General features: G+C 72.9%; 17 protein-coding genes. 14 read left to right on the top strand and 3 right to left on the bottom strand.

The window, feature by feature from the left end; genetic code table 11:
- The first annotated feature begins 42 nt into the window (after nt 1–42).
- The 8 genes from AMY39116_RS0312600 to AMY39116_RS0312565 are packed head-to-tail and all read left to right on the top strand — an operon-like array spanning nt 43 to nt 7,452.
- On the top strand, nt 43–1,644 hold the full coding sequence (locus tag AMY39116_RS0312600; RefSeq protein WP_020418016.1) for an ABC transporter substrate-binding protein: 1,602 nt from the start codon (nt 43–45) through the stop codon (nt 1,642–1,644).
- Nucleotides 1,617–2,645 carry an ABC transporter permease gene (locus AMY39116_RS0312595; protein ID WP_027929694.1) on the top strand — a complete coding sequence of 343 codons (1,029 nt, stop codon included), beginning with the start codon at nt 1,617–1,619 and terminating at the stop codon, nt 2,643–2,645. The genes AMY39116_RS0312600 and AMY39116_RS0312595 overlap by 28 nt, the downstream gene beginning before the upstream one ends.
- On the top strand, nt 2,632–3,498 hold the full coding sequence (locus tag AMY39116_RS0312590) for an ABC transporter permease (protein WP_020418014.1): 867 nt from the start codon (nt 2,632–2,634) through the stop codon (nt 3,496–3,498). Before AMY39116_RS0312595 ends, AMY39116_RS0312590 begins: the two co-directional genes overlap by 14 nt.
- On the top strand, nt 3,495–4,508 hold the full coding sequence (locus AMY39116_RS0312585) for an ABC transporter ATP-binding protein (protein ID WP_020418013.1): 1,014 nt from the start codon (nt 3,495–3,497) through the stop codon (nt 4,506–4,508). Before AMY39116_RS0312590 ends, AMY39116_RS0312585 begins: the two co-directional genes overlap by 4 nt.
- 58 nt (nt 4,509–4,566) lie before the next feature.
- Nucleotides 4,567–5,559, top strand: a complete 993-nt coding sequence (locus AMY39116_RS0312580) for an ABC transporter ATP-binding protein (RefSeq protein ID WP_020418012.1) — start codon at nt 4,567–4,569, stop codon at nt 5,557–5,559.
- Nucleotides 5,559–6,488 (top strand): SDR family NAD(P)-dependent oxidoreductase, encoded by a 930-nt coding sequence (locus AMY39116_RS0312575; RefSeq protein ID WP_020418011.1) that lies wholly within the window; start codon nt 5,559–5,561, stop codon nt 6,486–6,488. Before AMY39116_RS0312580 ends, AMY39116_RS0312575 begins: the two co-directional genes overlap by 1 nt.
- Before the next feature lie 22 nt (nt 6,489–6,510).
- On the top strand, nt 6,511–7,005 hold the full coding sequence (locus AMY39116_RS0312570; protein ID WP_020418010.1) for an NUDIX domain-containing protein: 495 nt from the start codon (nt 6,511–6,513) through the stop codon (nt 7,003–7,005).
- 39 nt (nt 7,006–7,044) lie between these two features.
- Entirely contained in the window at nt 7,045–7,452 is a 408-nt protein-coding gene (locus AMY39116_RS0312565; RefSeq protein ID WP_039791441.1) for a VOC family protein, read from the top strand.
- 30 nt (nt 7,453–7,482) lie between these two features.
- Here AMY39116_RS0312565 and AMY39116_RS0312560 read toward each other — a convergent pair whose 3' ends face one another.
- Together AMY39116_RS0312560 and AMY39116_RS0312555 are read right to left on the bottom strand one after the other, a co-directional pair.
- Nucleotides 7,483–8,202 carry a haloacid dehalogenase type II gene (locus AMY39116_RS0312560; RefSeq protein ID WP_020418008.1) on the bottom strand — a complete coding sequence of 240 codons (720 nt, stop codon included), beginning with the start codon at nt 8,200–8,202 and terminating at the stop codon, nt 7,483–7,485.
- Nucleotides 8,199–8,780 (bottom strand): helix-turn-helix domain-containing protein, encoded by a 582-nt coding sequence (locus AMY39116_RS0312555; protein WP_020418007.1) that lies wholly within the window; start codon nt 8,778–8,780, stop codon nt 8,199–8,201. The genes AMY39116_RS0312560 and AMY39116_RS0312555 overlap by 4 nt, the downstream gene beginning before the upstream one ends.
- A gap of 125 nt (nt 8,781–8,905) precedes the next feature.
- Here AMY39116_RS0312555 and glmS point away from each other — a divergent pair, with 125 nt between their 5' ends.
- The 6 genes from glmS (at nt 8,906) to AMY39116_RS0312525 (ending at nt 14,896) form a co-directional block, all read left to right on the top strand.
- On the top strand, nt 8,906–10,717 hold the full coding sequence (glmS, locus tag AMY39116_RS0312550; protein WP_020418006.1) for a glutamine--fructose-6-phosphate transaminase (isomerizing): 1,812 nt from the start codon (nt 8,906–8,908) through the stop codon (nt 10,715–10,717).
- A 24-nt stretch (nt 10,718–10,741) separates the two neighbouring features.
- Complete coding sequence (locus AMY39116_RS0312545) at nt 10,742–11,281, top strand: PadR family transcriptional regulator (RefSeq protein ID WP_020418005.1); 540 nt, start codon at nt 10,742–10,744, stop codon at nt 11,279–11,281.
- A 2-nt stretch (nt 11,282–11,283) separates the two neighbouring features.
- Nucleotides 11,284–11,901, top strand: coding sequence for a GyrI-like domain-containing protein (locus AMY39116_RS0312540; protein WP_020418004.1), 618 nt, complete (start codon nt 11,284–11,286; stop codon nt 11,899–11,901).
- A 136-nt stretch (nt 11,902–12,037) separates the two neighbouring features.
- Nucleotides 12,038–12,925 carry a universal stress protein gene (locus tag AMY39116_RS0312535; protein ID WP_020418003.1) on the top strand — a complete coding sequence of 296 codons (888 nt, stop codon included), beginning with the start codon at nt 12,038–12,040 and terminating at the stop codon, nt 12,923–12,925.
- A gap of 79 nt (nt 12,926–13,004) precedes the next feature.
- Nucleotides 13,005–14,531: an aldehyde dehydrogenase family protein gene (locus AMY39116_RS0312530; RefSeq protein ID WP_051123520.1), complete on the top strand. Its 1,527-nt coding sequence runs from the start codon at nt 13,005–13,007 to the stop codon at nt 14,529–14,531.
- Between the two features lie 71 nt (nt 14,532–14,602).
- Nucleotides 14,603–14,896, top strand: coding sequence for a putative quinol monooxygenase (locus AMY39116_RS0312525; RefSeq protein WP_020418001.1), 294 nt, complete (start codon nt 14,603–14,605; stop codon nt 14,894–14,896).
- A 10-nt stretch (nt 14,897–14,906) separates the two neighbouring features.
- On the opposite strand, the gene AMY39116_RS0312520 is transcribed toward AMY39116_RS0312525, so the two are convergent.
- The gene (locus tag AMY39116_RS0312520; protein WP_020418000.1) at nt 14,907–16,562 is read right to left on the bottom strand and encodes a DUF885 domain-containing protein; all 1,656 of its coding nucleotides are present in this window, start codon (nt 16,560–16,562) and stop codon (nt 14,907–14,909) included.
- Between the last annotated feature and the right edge of the window lie 8 nt (nt 16,563–16,570).

Here is a 16,570-nt window from a genome sequence, read left to right as displayed (position 1 = left end):
CACCCCACCGATGGCGGCTCCGCAACGAAGCGGGAGATCGACATGCGCACACCCATCCCACGTTTCCTCGCCGCCTTCGCGGCGCTGATCCTGCTCGCCGCCTGTGGCGGCGGGGGCCAGGCCGGTCAGGGCGGCGCGGCCGCCGGGCCCCCGCAACGCGGCGGGAGCATCACCGTGCTGGAGCTGAACTCCTTCGCCGGCGCCTGGCCCAGCGGACTGGACCCGGCCACCAACACGACCGGCGGCGCGAACCTGTCCCAGATGAGCGCGATCTTCGGCGGCCTGTTCGCGCTGACCGCGGACGAGGACGGCGGCAACGCTCGAGTCGTCCCGGAACTGGCCAGCGGCTACGAGCTGGCCGACGGCGACCGGACCATTCGCATCACCATCCGCGACGGCGTTAAGTTCAGCGACGGCACGCCGTTCGATGCCGAGGCGGTCGCCTTCAACTTCCGCCGCAACATCACCTCGACCTGCACCTGCGCCCCGCGCTGGCCGCTGGCCGAGCAGAACGGCATCAGCGTCGAGGGCAACGCGGTCGTGCTGCGGTTCACCCGCCCGTACGGCGCGGTGATCAACTCGATGGTGGTGTCCAACGTGAACTGGATCGCCTCGCCCACCGCGCTGCAGCAGATGGGGCCGGAGCAGTTCAAGATCACCCCGGTCGGCGCGGGCCCGTTCAAGGTGGTGTCCAACCAGCTGTCCTCGGAGCTGAAGCTGACCCGCAACGAGAACTACTTCAAGCCCGGGCTGCCCTACCTGGACAACCTGACGTTCAAGTCGGTCGGCGGCGACCAGCCCGCATACCAGGCGATCCTGGCCGGGCAGGCGCAGGCCTACGAGGGCATGAACACCACCCCGCTGATCGAGCAGGCGCAGGCGAACAAGCAGCTCACCGTCACCATCCAGCCGCCCACCTCGCCGTACCTGATCCAGCTCAACACCAAGACCGCGCCGTTCGACAACCAGAAGGCGCGCGAGGCGGTCTACTACGCGACCAATGTGGACGCGATCCGCAAGGGACTGTTCAAGGACTGGTACCCGGCCGCGCAGACCTTCACCGGGCCGGGCGGGCTGTTCCACCACGACACCATCGACGGGTACCGGACCTACGACCCGGACAAGGCCCGCGCGCTGGTCGCCGAGCTGGGCGGGCTCACCGTCGACCTCGGCACGCTCAAGAGCTACGTCGCCGAGCAGGTGATGACCGCGTTGCAGAGCCAGTGGGAGGCCGTGGGCATCAAGACCACGATCCACTCCGACCAGCTCAACGCTTTGATCGGCAACTTCAACTCGAACAAGTGGCAGGCCATGCTGCAGACCGCCGGGGCGTGGGATCCCGCGGCCGGCGTCGGCGTCGGGTTCCGCTTCGCCGCCACCTCGCCGTTCAGCGGGGTCAACGACCCGGCCCTGGACGACCTGCTCAACCAGGCCGCGGCCACCGTCGACCCGGCCACCCGGGAGACGCTGTACCTGCAGGCGGGCAAGCGGATCAGCGACAACGCCTACGCGCCCTACATCCTGGCGTTCGCCCCGGCCAACGTCACCGCGGCCGGCGTGCACGGGCCCGGCCTGACCACGAAGATCCCGCCGGTCCTGGTCAACACCGGGGTGCTGTGGGACCAGGTCTGGACGAGCCGGTGACGGCGATCGGCGCGCCGCGTCGGCTGCCGGGGCCACTGGCCTCGCCGGCGCTGCGGCTGGTGGCCCGGCGGCTGCTCACCGCGGTCCCCATCGTGCTCGGCGTCAGCGTTCTCACCTTCGCGGTGCTGAGCCTGATCCCCGGGGACACCGCGCAGCTGCTGCTCGGCCCGGAGGCCACGCCCGAGCAGATCGCCGCGCTCAACCAGCAGATGGGGCTGGACCGGCCCGCGGTGGTGCGCTACCTGGACTGGCTCGGCGGCGCGGTCACCGGCGACCTCGGGAACTCGCTGGTCAGCGGGCAGCCGGTGACCGACGAGCTCGGCTCCCGGCTGGCCGTCAGCGGCGAGCTGGTGGGGCTGGCGTTCGTGCTGTCACTGGGGCTGGCGATCCCGGTCGCCCTGATCGCGGCGCGCCGCCCGAACCGGCTCACCGACCGGGTGAGCATGCTGGTCAGCATCACCGGCCTGTCGCTGGCGAACTACGTGCTCGCGCTGCTGCTCGTGCTGGTGTTCGCGGTGCAGTTGGCGGTGTTCCCGGCCATCGGGTTCGTGCCGCTGGAGCAGGGGCTGGGGGCGAACCTGCACTCGCTGTTCCTGCCCGCGCTGGCGATCGCGTTCCCGCTGTTCTGCTTCTACACCCGGTTCCTCCGCGGTGACCTGGTGGACCAGCTGCACGGCGAGGACTACATCACCACGGCGCGGGCGAAGGGGATCGGGCCGTGGCAGGTGCTGCTGCGGCACGCCTTCCGGAACTCGGCGTTCGGGCTGATCACGGTGGTCGGGCTCAACCTGGGCACGATGATCGGCGCGACCGTGATCATCGAGCAGATCTTCGCGCTGCCCGGCATCGGGCAGATGCTGCTGTCGGCCATCAACAGCCGCGACTTCGTCGTGGTCCAGGCCTGCGTGGTGGTCTTCGCCGTGGTCGCGGTGGCCGCCAACCTGCTGACCGACCTGCTCTACGCCGTACTCGACCCGAGGATCCGCTATGGCGACGGTTGATCTGCCCACGGCGCTGCCCGCGGCGCGTCCGTCACGCGTGCGCGGCTGGCTGCGGCACGTCGAACTGGGCGTCCCGCTGGCCCTGCTCGCGCTGGTGTTCGGCGCGTGCTTCCTGTGGCCGCTGGTCGCTTCCGTGCCCGAGCCGATCGGCGGGGACGTGCTGGAGTCGAACCTGCCCGCGTTCTCGCCGGGGCACCTGCTGGGCACCGACCCGAACGGCAACGACGTCTGGTCCCGGCTCCTGCACGGCGGGCGGTCGTCGCTGATCGTCGGCGTCGCGGTCAACGTGCTGGGCCTGCTGGCCGGCGGCACGCTCGGCGCGGTGAGCGCCTACCTGGGCGGCGCGGTGGACGCGGTGATCATGCGCGTGCTGGACGTGCTGATCGCGTTCCCGTCGCTGGTGCTGACCCTGGCGGTGGCGCAGAGCCTCGGGCCGAGCCAGGCGAACACGATCCTGGCGCTGGCGTTCTTCTCGGTGCCCGCGTTCGCGCGGATCTCCCGTGCGGCGACTCTGCGGTTGCGGGAGCAGCCGTTCATGGTCGCCGCGCACCTGTCCGGCACGCGGGTGTGGCGGATGTTGTTCCGGCACCTCGCGCCGAACATCGCGCCGCAGCTGGTGACGTTCTCGATGCTCGGCATGGGCATCGTGATCGTGATCGAGGGCGCGCTGAGCTTCCTCGGCCTCGGCATCCCGCCGCCCGCGCCGAGCTGGGGCAACATGATCTCCCAGGGACAGGCGAGCCTGTCGGCGACGCCGATGCTCGTGGTCTGGCCGTCCCTGGCGCTCTTTGTGACCGTCCTGGCATTCAACCTGCTGGGCGAGACGCTACGGGGACGCTGGAGCGGCCGATGAGCATCGACGAACTGACCACCCCGGCGTCCGTGCGGACCGGGACGCTGCTGGAGGTCGAGGACCTGCACGTGACGTTCGCGGCCCGGGGGCGCACGGTCCGCGCGGTGAACGGGTTGTCCTACCGGCTGGAGGCGGGCCGGACGCTGGCGATCATCGGCGAGTCCGGGTCGGGCAAGTCGGTCAGCTCGCGGGCGCTGATGGGCCTGCTGCCGCCGACGGCGCGGATCACCGGATCGGCGCGCTACCGCGGCGTCGAGCTGCTCGGCCTGTCCGAGCGGCGGATGCGGCGGCACCGGGGCGCGGACCTGGCGATGGTGTTCCAGGACCCGGCGCGGTCGCTGAACCCGACGATGCGGATCGGCGTGCAGATCACCGAGGCGGTGCGGGCGCACGGCGACCACGACCGGCGCGCGGCGCGGGACCGCGCGATGGACCTGCTGAAGCTGGTGCGGTTGCCGGCCCCGGAGCGGCGGTTCCACGAGTACCCGCACCAGCTCTCCGGCGGCATGCGGCAGCGGGTGATGATCGCGATCGCGCTGGCGGCGGACCCGAAGCTGCTGATCGCCGACGAGGCGACGACCGCGCTGGACGTGACTACGCAGGCGCAGATCATGGAGCTGCTGCTGGAACTGCAGGAACGGCTCGGCACGGCGATCATCCTGATCAGCCACGACCTCGGCCTGGCGGCGACCTACGCGCACGACGTGATCGTGATGTACGCCGGGCGGGCGGTGGAGTACGCCGCGGCGCCGGTGCTGTTCTCGCGGGTGCGGATGCCGTACACGAAGGCGTTGCTGGGCGCGATCCCGCGCGTGGAGCGCCCACCGCACGCCGAGCTGCCGGTGACGCCCGGCCAGCCGCCGGACCTGACGAACCTGCCGCCCGGGTGCCCGTTCGCGCCCCGTTGCGACCGTGCGGCCTCCGACTGCGTGGCCGAGGCACCCCCGCTGACCGAACACGAGCCGGGACACGCGTGGGCGTGCTGGCACCCCTGCGAGGAGGACGCATGACGGCGGCGAGCTCCCTGTCTGGTGCGGCCGGCCTGTCCACTCCGGACGGAGCGCACCGATGACCGCTGTGGAAGAACCGCTGCTGGAAGCCCGCAACCTGGTGCAGGAGTTCACCGTCCGGGGCCGGGGTGGCACGCGTGGCGGGGTGGTGCACGCGTTGTCCGAGGTGTCGTTCGACATCCGTCCGCGCGAGACGCTCGGCGTGGTGGGGGAGACCGGCTCGGGCAAGTCGACCCTGGCCCGCTCGATCCTGCAGGCCCCGCGGCCCAAGGCGGGCTCCGTGCGGTTGCGCGGCGTGGACCTCGCGACCGTGAAGGGCCGCCGGCTCGCGGACGCCCGGCGGCACGTGCAGATGGTGTTCCAGGACCCGTTCGGCTCCCTCAACCCGCGGTGGCGCGTCACCGACATCGTCGAGGAGCCGATGGTCGGCTACCGCACCGCGCCGGCCGCCGAGCGGCGCCGCCGGGCGCGGGACCTGCTGGACCTCGTCGGCCTGAACCCGGACACGTTCGGGCGGCGCCGCCCGCACGAGTTGTCCGGCGGACAGTGCCAGCGGGTCGCGATCGCCCGCGCGCTGGCTTTGGACCCGGCGCTGATCGTGTGCGACGAAGCGGTGTCCTCGTTGGACGTGCTGATCCAGGCGCAGGTGCTGAACCTGTTCGAGCGGCTGCGGTCGGAGCTGGGGCTGTCCTACCTGTTCATCTCCCACGACCTGGCGCTGGTCAAGCAGGTCAGCGACCGGGTCGGGGTGATGCACCTCGGGCAGCTGTGCGAGATCGGCCCGGCGGAGGAGATCTACCGCGCGCCCCGCCACCCGTACACGGTCGCGCTGCTGGAGTCCATCCCGCACGTGGACGCCGACGCGGCCGCGAACCGCCGTCCGGTCACCATCCGCGGCGAGCCGCCGTCGCCGATCTCACCGCCCAGCGGCTGCCGGTTCCGCACCCGCTGCCCGCGGGCGCGGGACAAGTGCGCCGTGGAAACGCCGCTGCTGCGCGAGCTCGCGCCCGGCCACCAGGCCGCCTGTCACTTCCCGGAGGAGGACGTCTGATGGAGATCTCGCTCGACGGCAAGGTGGCGCTGGTGACCGGCGCCGGGCCGAACATCGGCAGCGGCATCGCGCTCGCGCTGGCCCGCTACGGCGCCAAGGTGGCGTGCAACGACCTGGACCCGGCGGCGGCGAAGGCCGCGGCCGACCGGATCGAGCGCAACGGCGGCACCGCGATGGCCGTCCCCGGCGACGTGACGGACCCCGAGCAGGTCCGCGAGTACCTGACGACCGTCGTGGACGCCTGGGGGCACGTCGACATCCTGGTCAACAACGCGGCGCTGCTCGGCGGGCGCGGGGTGCTGGACGAGAGCCCGGACTTCTTCCAGCGCGCGGTGAACGTGGCCGCGATGGGCAACTTCCTCAACACCCAGCTGGTCGGCAGGCACATGGCGGAGCGGGGGATCCGCGGCTCGATCGTGGCGATCTCGTCGTCCAACGGCTGGTCCGGCAGCGCCGGGGTGATCGCGTACGCGTTCCACAAGGGCGGGGTCAACAACTTCGTCCGGGCGGCGGCGATGGACCTCGCGCCGTACGGGATCCGCGTCAACAGCTTCACCCCGACCGCGCCGACCCCGGACAACCCGGCGCTGATCGCGGAGCAGGGGCCGGGCGGCGTGCTGGACAGGCCGCGCCGGGCCGGGATCGGCGGCGCGGACGGCGACGAGGAGTGGCGCCGCCCGTCGCGGTGGGCGGGGGAGCGGGTGCCGCTGGTGCCGATGGGCACGACCGGCACCCCGACCGACATCGGGCACGCGGTGGCGTGGCTGTGCTCGGACTACGCGCGCCTGATCACCGGCTGCGACCTGGTCGTCGACGGCGGCGCCCGTGCCAAGAACTTCGCCTACCACCCGGCGCCGGCGAGCGAGCTGGCCGGCCCGGCGCCGCTGATCCCGCTCGACGTGACGGGCGAGCTGGACCGGGAGGGGTGATCGGCCCCGCTATCCTGGCCCGATGCGGGTGCGGCACGCGGTGCGGGCGGTCATGCTGGACGACGACGACCGGATCCTGTTGTGCCGCATGCGGATCGCGCCGCCGGGCACGGCCGTGTGGATCACCCCGGGCGGCGGCGTCGAGGACGGCGAGTCCCCGCTGGAAGCGCTGCGCAGGGAGCTGCTCGAGGAGACCGGCTTCGTGCTCGACGGCGGCCCGCTGCCGCACGTGTGGCGCCGGGAGGCGCCCGCGCCGCCGGAGCTGACCAGCCACGACGCGGTCGCCGACGACTTCTTCCTCGTCCGCACGACGGCCTTCACGCCGCGCGGGACGTTCGACGACGAGGCGCTGGCCGCCGAGAACATCACCGGCTTCCGCTGGTGGACGCTCGACGAGATCGCCGCCTACCGCGGTCCGGACCTGTTCGCGCCCCGCGACCTCGCGACGCCGTTGCGGGCGCTGATCGAGGCCGGCGCGCCCGCGGCGCCGGTGCGGGTCGGCGGAAGCGCAAGATAGGAGAAGCGCGCGGCGGCGATCCGGTCATAGGGTGCGGACATGACGAATCAGATGATCTTCGTGAACCTGCCCGTCGCCGACCTGGACCGGGCCAAGAAGTTCTGGTCCGACCTGGGGTACGAGTTCAACGCGCAGTTCACCGACGAGAACGCGGCCTGCCTGGTGTTCAGCGACACGATCTACGCGATGCTGCTGAGAAACGACTTCTTCACGACCTTCACCGACAAGCAGATCACCGACAGCGCCAAGTCCACCGAGGTGCTGCTGGCCCTGTCCGCCGAGAGCCGGGAGGCCGTGGACACCCTGGTGGACAAGGCGGTCGCCGCGGGCGGGCGGGAGACCCGCGACCCGATGGACCAGGGGTTCATGTACCAGCGCGTGTTCGAGGACCCGGACGGCCACAACTGGGAGATCATCTGGATGGACCCGTCCCAGGCCAACGGCTGAGGCTGTATAACGACCTATACGGCACGGCGTTCAGCAGCCGAACAGGCCCGCCAGCTCGCCGAAGTCCGAGGCCACCAGATCGGCGGGGAAGTCTCCGGGCCGGTCGGCCTGGTGGTGTGGTCCCTTCTCGGCGGGCCGCTCGAGGAACGCCGTGCGCAGCCCGGCCGCGCGTGCGCCCGCCAGGTCCCAGGCGTGGGCGGCGACCATCAGCACCTCGCCGGGCGCCACGTCCAGCAGGCCGGCCGCGGTCCGGTACACCGCCGCGGACGGCTTGTAGTCGCGGGCCAGCTCGGCGGACAGGATGCAGTCGAACGGCAGGGCGGCGTCCTTCACCAGGTGAGTGAGCAACGCGAACCCGCCGTTCGACAGCGCCGCCACGACGTGCCGGGACCGCAGCCGCGCCAGGCCTGCCGCGGCGCCCGGCCACGCGGGCAGCCGGTGCCAGGCGCGCACCAGCCGGCGCCGGGCGTCTTCGCCGAGGGACACGCCGTGCTCGTCGAGCAGCGCGTCCAGCGACTCGCGGTGCAGCGTGTCCAGGACGGCCCACTCCCGTGAGCCGTCCTGCACGCGGCGCATCGAGGGCAGGTACCTGTCCCGCCACGCGGAGGTGAACTCGCCCGCGTCCACGTCGATCCCGGCCTCGGCGAAGACCGGCGCGACCTGGTCGCGCACGCCGCTGTACCAGTCGACGGTGGTGCCGAAGATGTCGCACGCGATCACCCGGATCGCGCCGGCGTCGAAGCCGCTCATGACTCGCCTTTCGGTCGTGCCCGGACGTGCAGCCGTTCCCCCTGCGGGCCGAACAGGCTGAGGATCTCGGCAGGCTCCGGGCCGGGGTTGCCGAACCAGTGCGGCGTGCGGGTGTCGAACTCCGCGGCCTCGCCGGGCGTCAGGATCACGTCGTGGTCGCCGAGGACGAGCCGCAGCCGCCCGGAGAGCACGTACATCCACTCGTAGCCCTCGTGCACCTTCTGCTCGGGCTCGCGCGAGGGCTTCCCGGGCGGGTAGATCATCTTGAACGCCTGCAGCCCGCCCGGCCGCCGGGTCAGCGGCACGATCGTCACGCCGAACCGCACGACCGGCTTGGCGTGCACCCGCGGATCCCCGGTCTCCGGCGCGCCGACCAGCTCGTCGAGGGTGACCTGGTGGACGCGGGCCAGCGGCAGCAGCAGCTCCAGCGTCGGCTTCCGCCCGCCGGACTCCAGCCGCGACAGCGTGCTCACCGAGATCCCGGTCGCCTCGGCCAGCTGCGCCAGCGTGACGCGCCGCTGCTTGCGCAGCGCCCGCAGCCGAGGCCCGACCGCGCCGAACAAGTCCTCGTCGCTCATGCCGCCATCCTGCCGCAGCGGAAAACGGACCCGGGCACGACGCGCCCGCCGCGGGAACCCCGGTAACGGCGGTCGCCGGACGGGCGACTTCGACAGCATCCCGGCCGCGGAAGGGAAGGCGCGCCATGTGCGGAATCGTGGGTTACCTGGGCCGTCGGCCCGCGTTGCCGATCCTGCTGGAAGGCCTGCGGCGGCTGGAGTACCGCGGCTACGACTCGGCAGGCGTCGCGCTCGCCAGGGACGGCAGGCTGCTGGTGCGCAAGGCGGCCGTGCGCGTGGCGGAGCTGACCCGGCTCACCGCGAACCTGGCGGGCAGCACCACCGGCATCGCGCACACCCGGTGGGCCACGCACGGCCCCGCGACCGCGACGAACGCCCACCCGCACACCGACGCCGGACGGCGGATCGCGGTGGTGCACAACGGGATCATCGAGAACGCGACCGCGTTGCGCACCGCGCTGAGCGCCTCCGGGGTGCGGCTGGTGTCCGACACCGACAGCGAGGTCCTCGCCCACCTGATCGCCGCCGCGGCCGAACGCGGCGGCACGCTCACCGAAGCGGTGCGCACGGCGCTGGCCGACGTCGAGGGCACCTACGGGCTCCTCGTGCTCGACGCCGAGCGCCCGGACGTGCTGGTCGCCGCCCGGCACGGCAGCCCGCTCGTGCTCGGGCTCGGCGACCACGAGATGTACGTGGCCTCCGACCTGGCCGCGCTGGTCCGGCACACCCAGCAGGTCGTCTACCTCGAGGACGGCGAGCTGGCCACGATCCGCGCGGACGGGTTCGAGACCAGCAGCGGCGCCGACCGGCAGCCCACGGTCGTGGAGGAGGTGCCGGGGGACTACGAGCTGGGCGGGTTCCCGGACTACATGGCGAAGGAGATCGCGGAGCAACCCGAGGCGGCGCAGCGGGTGCTGCGCGGCCGGCTCGACGATCGGCTGGGCACCGCGCGTCTGGACGGCCTCCGGTTCACCGCCCGCGAACTGCGCGGCATCCGGCGGGTCAAGTTCCTCGGCTGCGGATCGGCCTACTACGCGGGGCAGGTGGGCGCCGGGCTCGTCGAGGAGCTGGCGCGGGTGCCCGCCGACGCGGAACCGGCCGCCGAGTTCCGCTACCGCAACCCGGTGGTGGACCCGGACTGCCTCTACGTCGCGGTGAGCCAGTCCGGCGAGACCGCCGACACCCTCGCCACGGTGGAGGAGCTGCAACGCAAGGGCGGACGGGTGGTCGGCGCGGTCAACGTCGTGGGCTCGGCGATCGCGCGCGAGTGCGACAGCGGCGTGTTCCTGCACGCCGGGCCGGAGATCTCGGTGGCCTCGACGAAGGCGTTCACGAACATGGCCGTGGCGTTCGCGCTGCTCGCCCTCACGCTGGGGCGGGTCCGCGACCTCTCGCTGGCCGAGGGCAGGCGGATCGCGGGCGCGCTGGCGGAGCTGCCGGAGCGGATCGGGGAGGTGCTCGCGGAGTCCGACCGGATCGCGTCGCTGGCCGGCCGGTTCGCCGACGCCGAGCACGTGTTCTTCCTCGGCCGGGTGCGCGGCTGGCCGGTGGCGCGGGAGGGCGCCCAGAAGCTGAAAGAGATCTCCTACGTGCACGCGGAGGCCTACCAGGCCTCGGAGCTCAAGCACGGCCCGCTGGCGCTGGTGGATCCCGCGATGCCGAGCGTGGTGCTGATCCCGGACGACGAGCTGGCCGCGAAGAACCTCGGCACGATCGAGCAGGTGAAGGCGCGCGGCGGCCCGGTCGTCGCGGTCACCACCACCGGACTGGCGGTGCCGGGCGCCGACGAGGTGGTCCGGATCCCCTCCGCCGGCCCGGAGCTGGACCCGGTCCTGCTCACGATTCCGCTCCAGCTGCTGGCCTACCACACCGCGCGCAAGCTCGGCCGGGACATCGACAAGCCACGCAACCTCGCCAAGAGCGTCACCGTGGAGTAGTTGTTCTAGTGCTAGAGTAACCGCATGCCCGCACTGACCCCGGCCGAGCTGACACTGCTCGGCCTGCTCGTCGAGCGGCCCCGGCACGGCTACGAGCTGGACGAGGTCATCACCGCCCGCGGCATGCGGGAGTGGACCGAGATCGGGTTCAGCTCGATCTACTACCTGCTGGGGCGTCTGCGTGACCGCGGGCTGATCACCGAGGTCGCGAGCGCGGGCACCGGACGGGCCAAGGCACGCAAGGTGTTCGGGCCGACGCCGGAGGGCCGCCGGGTCTGCGCGGCCGAGGCGGAGGCGGCCGTCGCCGAGCTGCGGCCGGTGTTCCCGCCGGTCCTGGTCGGACTGGCCAGCCAGCCGCTCATCCCGCCGGAGCGTCTGCGCGAGGCGCTGGCCGCGCGCGCCGCCGCGCTGGACGAACGCCTCGGCACCCTCCGCCGCGCCGCCGACGCCCAATCGGACGCGCCGGCTTTCGTCCGGGCGATCTTCGGCTTCTCGCTCCACCAGCTCGCCGCCGAGCAGCGGTGGCTGACCGAATACCGCGCCACACTCGAAGGGGACGCCTGACGATGCCCGGCTACGACCCGAAACGGGAGCTCAAGGCGCTGTACGCGCCGAAGAACACCGACTGGGCGTTCGTCGACGTGCCCGAGCAGCGGTTCATCGCGATCGACGGCAGCGGCGACCCGAACACCTCGCCGGAGTACGCGCGGGCGGTCCAGGCGCTGTACGCGGTGGCCTACACGATCAAGTTCGCCGTCCGCCGCGCCGGGGGCGAGGAGTTCGTGGTGGGGCCGCTGGAAGGGCTGTGGTGGGCCGACGACTACGGCGTGTTCACCCGGCGCGAGAAGGACGCCTGGCACTGGACGATGCTGATCAGCCAGCCGCCCTGGGTGGGCGAGGAGCTGGTCGAGCAGGCGCGGCAGGACGCGCTCGCCAAGAAGCAGCTGCCCGCGATCGGCGGAGTTCGCTTCCACACGCTGCACGAGGGGCGCTGCGCCCAGCTGCTGCACATCGGGCCGTACGACGACGAGGGCCCGGCGCTGGCGCGGCTCGGCGACCACCTCGCCGCGCACGGGCTGCGGCACTCCGGTCTGCACCACGAGATCTACCTCGGCGACCCGCGCCGGGCCGCGCCGGAGAAGCTGCGGACGGTCCTGCGCCAGCCCGTGGCGCCCAGCGCCTGAGGCCCAGCGCCTGAGGCGGGGACTTTCGCGGGGTCTTCGGCCTCGCCGACCGAGGACCAAGTGCCCTTCGCCCCGTGGCCGCGGGCCGGGAAGCTGGGTGTGCGGCGATCGGCCCGCCCGGGACAGGGAGAAGACCATGGATTTCGCAGGCGCCGGCAACAGCGTGGTGGTGGGCGTGGACGGCTCGCCCGGTTCACAGCGGGCCGTCGGGTGGGGCGCGCGCGAGGCGTCGCGGATGGCTCTGCCCCTGATCCTGGTGCACGGCTTCGGGATCCCGGACGCGTTCGCCGGCGAGGCGTTCCCGCCGGGGGACTGGCTGTCGGCGCACGAGCTGCACGCGGAGCGGCTGCTGGCCGGAGCGCGGCGGCAGGCCTGGCGGATCGACCCGGACCTCCCGGTGACCGTCGAGGCGAGCCTGGACGGCCCGATCCCGTTGCTGGTCAAGAAATCCGACACGGCGCGGATGCTGGTGCTCGGATCGGCCGGGCGGAGCGCGCTGCGCGACCTGCTGATCGGGTCGACCGCGCTGGCGCTGGCCGTGCACGGGCACTCGCCGATCACCGTGGTCCGCGGCGGGGAACCCGCGGACGACGCGCCGGTGGTCGTCGGCGTCGACGGGTACGCGCCTGCCGAGCCCGCGATCGGCCTGGCCTTCGAGGAAGCCGCCGCGCGGGACGTGGAACTGGTGGCCGTGCACGTGTGGAACGACTTCGACCTGGCCGAGGCGTTCGGGTTCGTGCGCGACCCCTTCGGCACGGCGCCCCGCGAGGACGCCGAGCGCGAGGTGCTGGACCGGTCGCTGGCGCCGTGGCGGGTCAAGTACCCGGAGGTGACCGTGCGAGCCGTGGCCGAGCGCGATCAGCCCCGCACGCGGCTGCTGGACTGGAGCGCGCGGGCGCAGCTGCTCGTGGCGGGCAGCCGGGGCCGCGGCGGATTCCGCGGCATGCTGCTCGGGTCCACGGCGCAGGCGCTGATCCACCACTCCGAATGCCCTGTGCTGATCGCCCGTTCGCCACTGGATTAGGGACCTTCGCCCCTTTTCCCCGGCAACGCGCACCGCGTTCGCTGGGTGGGACCGTCGCGCACGGTGAGGAGTTTCGGAAATGAGATACGTGCCTCCCGGGTTGCCTGGCAGTTCCGTTCCCGTGCTGCCTCGCTATGACAATTTCATCGGGGGGAAATGGCTGGCCCCGACCGAGGGCCGGTACCGGCCGGTGATCAGCCCGGCGACCGCGCGCACGATCTGCGAAACCGCCGACTCCAGCGCCGCCGACCTGGAGCTGGCGCTCGACGCCGCGCACGTCGCGCGCGACACCTGGGGCGAGTGCACGCACACCCGCCGGGCCGCGATCCTCACCGCCGCGGCGGACGCGATCGAAGACAACGCCGAGATGCTGGCGGTATGTGAAAGCTGGGAGACCGGGCGCCCGATTCGCGAGGCCCTTGGCGTCGACATTCCGCTCGCCGCCGACCATTTCCGCTATTTCGCCGACGTCGTGCGCGGTGAGGAGGGGATCGTCTCCGGAATCGACGACGACGTGCTAGCGTATCAGTTCCGGGAACCGCTCGGCGTGGTCGCCCAGTTCCTTCCCGTGCATTTCCCGGTGCTCGTCGCGGCGTGGAACCTGGCGCCCGCGCTGGCCGCGGGCAACTGCTCGGTCCTCAAGCCGGCCTCGGACGCGTCGTGGTCGGTGCTGAAGCTGGCCGAGGTGATCGGCGAGGTGATCCCGCCGGGAGTGTTCAACATCGTCACCGGCCGGGGCGAGGGCGTCGGCCGCGACCTGGCGAGCAGCCGCCGGATCGCGAAGGTCGTGTTCAGCGGCGAAACCGCCACCGGGCGGCGGATTCTGTCCTGCGCGGCGCCGAACCTGGTGCCGGTGTGGCTGGACGTGGGAGCCCGCTCGCCGAACGTGTTCTTCGCCGACGTGCTGGCCGACGAGGACGGTTTCCTCGACCGCGCGGTGGACGCGATGGTGCGGTCTGCCTCCGACGAGGGACTGGTGTGCACCTGCCCGTCGCGGGCGCTGGTCCAGGAGCCGGTCTACGACGAGTTCGTGGGGCGGGCCCTGGAGCGGATCGCCGAGCTGGTGGTCGACGACCCGCTGGACACCGCCACCCGCGTCGGCCCGCGGGGCGGCCCCGAGCAGCTCGCCCGGCTCGAGTCCTGTGTGGACACGGGGCGGAGCGAGGGCGCGACCGTCCTGATCGGCGGGCACCGGGTGACCGTGGGCGACGAGTTCACCGACGGCTACTTCTACGCCCCGACGGTGCTGCAGGGCCACAACCGGATGCGCGTGTTCCGCGAGGACCTGTTCGGGCCGGTGCTCGCGGTCACCTCGTTCACCGACGAGGAGCAGGCGATCGCGATCGCCAACGACTCGCGCAACGGGCCCGGCGCCGGGGTGTGGACCCGCGACGGCGACCGCGCATACCGCGTCGGGCGCGCGGTCAAGGCCAGCCGGGTCTGGACCAACTGCTACCACAACTACTCGTCGGCGGCGACCTACGCCTGCACCCCGGCGACCGGGGTGGGCCGGGAGTCCCACCGGCTGGTCCTGGACCAGTACAGCCAGATGAAGAGCCTCGTGGTCAGCCACAGCCGCCGGTACTCCGGGCCGCTCGCCGGCTGAACAGCCTGTCCTCAGGGGAGGATCCCGTTCGTCGGTGGGGAAAGGACCGGACCGACGGACAGGAGCCTCCCATGCCGATCATCATCGCCGGGCACGTGGCCGTGGCGGCCGACAAGCGCGACACCTACGTCGCGGCCCACGCCGATCTGGGGCGGCGGGCGCGCGAAGCCCCCGGCTGCCTCGATTTCGCCATCTCCGCCGACCCGCTCGACCCCGGGCGCGTCAACACCTTCGAGCGGTGGGAGTCCCGCGAGGACCTCGACGCGTGGCGCCGGGTCGCCAGGGCGCGGCGCACCGGCATCCGGATCCGCGGCGGGCGGGTCGCGGAGTACCCGGTCGAGGCCGAGGTGCCGGTGTTCGGGTGAGCGCCGCTCGTCAGAGCGCGGCCAGCTCCGGCTCCAGGTCGTCCAGGCCGAGCGTGCCCACGGACAGCGCCGCCATGTGCCAGGCCTTCAGCTCGAACCGCGGGTTGCGGGCCCTGGCCGCCGCGCGCCCGGCCAGCCAGGCGCGCTCGCCGACCTTGTAGCTGATCGCCTGGCCCGGCACGCCCAGGTACCGCACGATCTCGCTGTCCAGGAACGCGGACTCACGCGTGGTGTGAGCGCCGAAGAACGCGCGGCCGGTCTCGGCGGTCCAGCGCAGGCCGGGGCCGAGCCCGGCCTCCTCCGGCACCGGCAGCCCCAGGTGCATGCCGATGTCGACGATCACGCGGATGATCCGCATCATCTGCGAGTCGAGGTAGCCCAGGCGGGCCGCCGGGTCGTCGAGGTAGCCCAGCTCGTCCATCAGGCGCTCGGCGTAGAGCGCCCAGCCCTCGGTGGTGGCGCTGACCGAACCGGCGCTGGTCTGGAACAGCGACAGCCGCCCGGACAACGTGGTCCAGTGGCCGAACTGCAGGTGGTGGCCCGGCACGGACTCGTGGTACCACGTGCTGATCAGCGTCCACAGTGGAAAGCGGGTCTGCCCGAGCGTGGGCAGCCAGGTGCGGCCGGGCCGGGAGAAGTCCCGCGCGGGCCGCGTGTAGTACGGCGCGGCCGCGCTGCCGGGCGGGGCCAGCCGGGTCTCCAGCACCCGCACCGGCGGCGCCAGGTCGAAGTGCCTGCCGTCCAGGTCGTCCATCGCGCGCGCGGTGAGGTCGGCCAGCCAGCGGCGGACTTCCTCCGCGCCCTCGACGACCGGGCCCTCCCGGTCCAGGTACGCCATCGCCTCCAGCACCGGCGCGCCGGGCAGCACGCGGCCCGCTTCCGCGCGCATCTGCGCGGCCAGGGCGCGGTACTCCGACCACGCCCACTCGGTGGTCGCGGCGAGGTCGAGGTGCGCGCCGGTCCACTGGCGGGCGTGCAGCAGGTAGCGCTCCTCGCCGACGCCGTCGGGGGTCCCCTCGGCGCGCGGCAGGTAGTCGGCGGCGAGGAAGCCGCGCAACCCGGTCAGGGCGTCCTGCGCGACGGCGCACGCCCGGTCCAGGTCGGCGCGCAACGCCGGCGGCACATCGGCCCCGGCGGTGAACCCGGCGAACCAGCCCTCCCACGCGTCCAGCTGGGCGATCGCCGTCTCCACCTGCCGCGGCGCGGCGAACAGGCGGCGCCGCACGCCCTCGCGCAGCGACTCGGCGTACCCGGCCAGCGCGCCCGGCACGCGCGCGACCCGGCGGGCGATCACCGCCCAGTCCTCCGCGGAGTCCGTGGGCATCATCAGGAAGGTGTTCCGCAGGCCCTGCAGCGGGCCGAGGATGTTGCGGATCATCCGCAGGTGCTCGCCTGCCGCGCTGAGCGCCAGCCCGGTCTCCAGCCGCTCCCGCAGCAGCCGCGCGCAGCGGCGCTCGTCGTCGCCGCCGGGCTCCAGGCCGCGCAGCCGGGCCAGCGTCGCGGTCGCCAGCTCGTCCCGTTCCCGCTGGCCGGCGGGGGAGAGGTCGGTGAGCCGGTCCTCCCCGGGCGCGACGCCGAGCATGGTGCCCAGCTGGGGGTCGGCGGCGCAGGCCTGCGCGACGTGGGAGTCCGCGAGATCACGCACGGCGGTGGTGGGGTCGGGCACGGTCGGAG

The organism is Amycolatopsis sp. ATCC 39116 (genome assembly GCF_000231075.2).
Taxonomy (GTDB): domain Bacteria; phylum Actinomycetota; class Actinomycetes; order Mycobacteriales; family Pseudonocardiaceae; genus Amycolatopsis_E; species Amycolatopsis_E tucumanensis.
Note: the sequence above shows the minus strand (reverse complement) of the source record. Positions and strands in the feature narration are given on the sequence as shown.

What these genes read in the sequence shown, in the direction of transcription:
- AMY39116_RS0312525 (WP_020418001.1), top strand. Translation starts at nt 14,603, where the DNA reads ATGCCGATCATCATCGCCGGGCACGTGGCCGTGGCGGCCGACAAGCGC.
- AMY39116_RS0312545 (WP_020418005.1), top strand. Translation starts at nt 10,742, where the DNA reads ATGCCCGCACTGACCCCGGCCGAGCTGACACTGCTCGGCCTGCTCGTC.
- glmS (WP_020418006.1), top strand. Translation starts at nt 8,906, where the DNA reads ATGTGCGGAATCGTGGGTTACCTGGGCCGTCGGCCCGCGTTGCCGATC.
- AMY39116_RS0312580 (WP_020418012.1), top strand. Translation starts at nt 4,567, where the DNA reads ATGACCGCTGTGGAAGAACCGCTGCTGGAAGCCCGCAACCTGGTGCAG.
- AMY39116_RS0312600 (WP_020418016.1), top strand. Translation starts at nt 43, where the DNA reads ATGCGCACACCCATCCCACGTTTCCTCGCCGCCTTCGCGGCGCTGATC.
- AMY39116_RS0312565 (WP_039791441.1), top strand. Translation starts at nt 7,045, where the DNA reads ATGACGAATCAGATGATCTTCGTGAACCTGCCCGTCGCCGACCTGGAC.
- AMY39116_RS0312575 (WP_020418011.1), top strand. Translation starts at nt 5,559, where the DNA reads ATGGAGATCTCGCTCGACGGCAAGGTGGCGCTGGTGACCGGCGCCGGG.
- AMY39116_RS0312590 (WP_020418014.1), top strand. Translation starts at nt 2,632, where the DNA reads ATGGCGACGGTTGATCTGCCCACGGCGCTGCCCGCGGCGCGTCCGTCA.
- AMY39116_RS0312555 (WP_020418007.1), bottom strand. Translation starts at nt 8,780, where the DNA reads ATGAGCGACGAGGACTTGTTCGGCGCGGTCGGGCCTCGGCTGCGGGCG.
- AMY39116_RS0312535 (WP_020418003.1), top strand. Translation starts at nt 12,038, where the DNA reads ATGGATTTCGCAGGCGCCGGCAACAGCGTGGTGGTGGGCGTGGACGGC.
- AMY39116_RS0312570 (WP_020418010.1), top strand. Translation starts at nt 6,511, where the DNA reads ATGCGGGTGCGGCACGCGGTGCGGGCGGTCATGCTGGACGACGACGAC.
- AMY39116_RS0312585 (WP_020418013.1), top strand. Translation starts at nt 3,495, where the DNA reads ATGAGCATCGACGAACTGACCACCCCGGCGTCCGTGCGGACCGGGACG.
- AMY39116_RS0312560 (WP_020418008.1), bottom strand. Translation starts at nt 8,202, where the DNA reads ATGAGCGGCTTCGACGCCGGCGCGATCCGGGTGATCGCGTGCGACATC.
- AMY39116_RS0312530 (WP_051123520.1), top strand. Translation starts at nt 13,005, where the DNA reads ATGAGATACGTGCCTCCCGGGTTGCCTGGCAGTTCCGTTCCCGTGCTG.
- AMY39116_RS0312540 (WP_020418004.1), top strand. Translation starts at nt 11,284, where the DNA reads ATGCCCGGCTACGACCCGAAACGGGAGCTCAAGGCGCTGTACGCGCCG.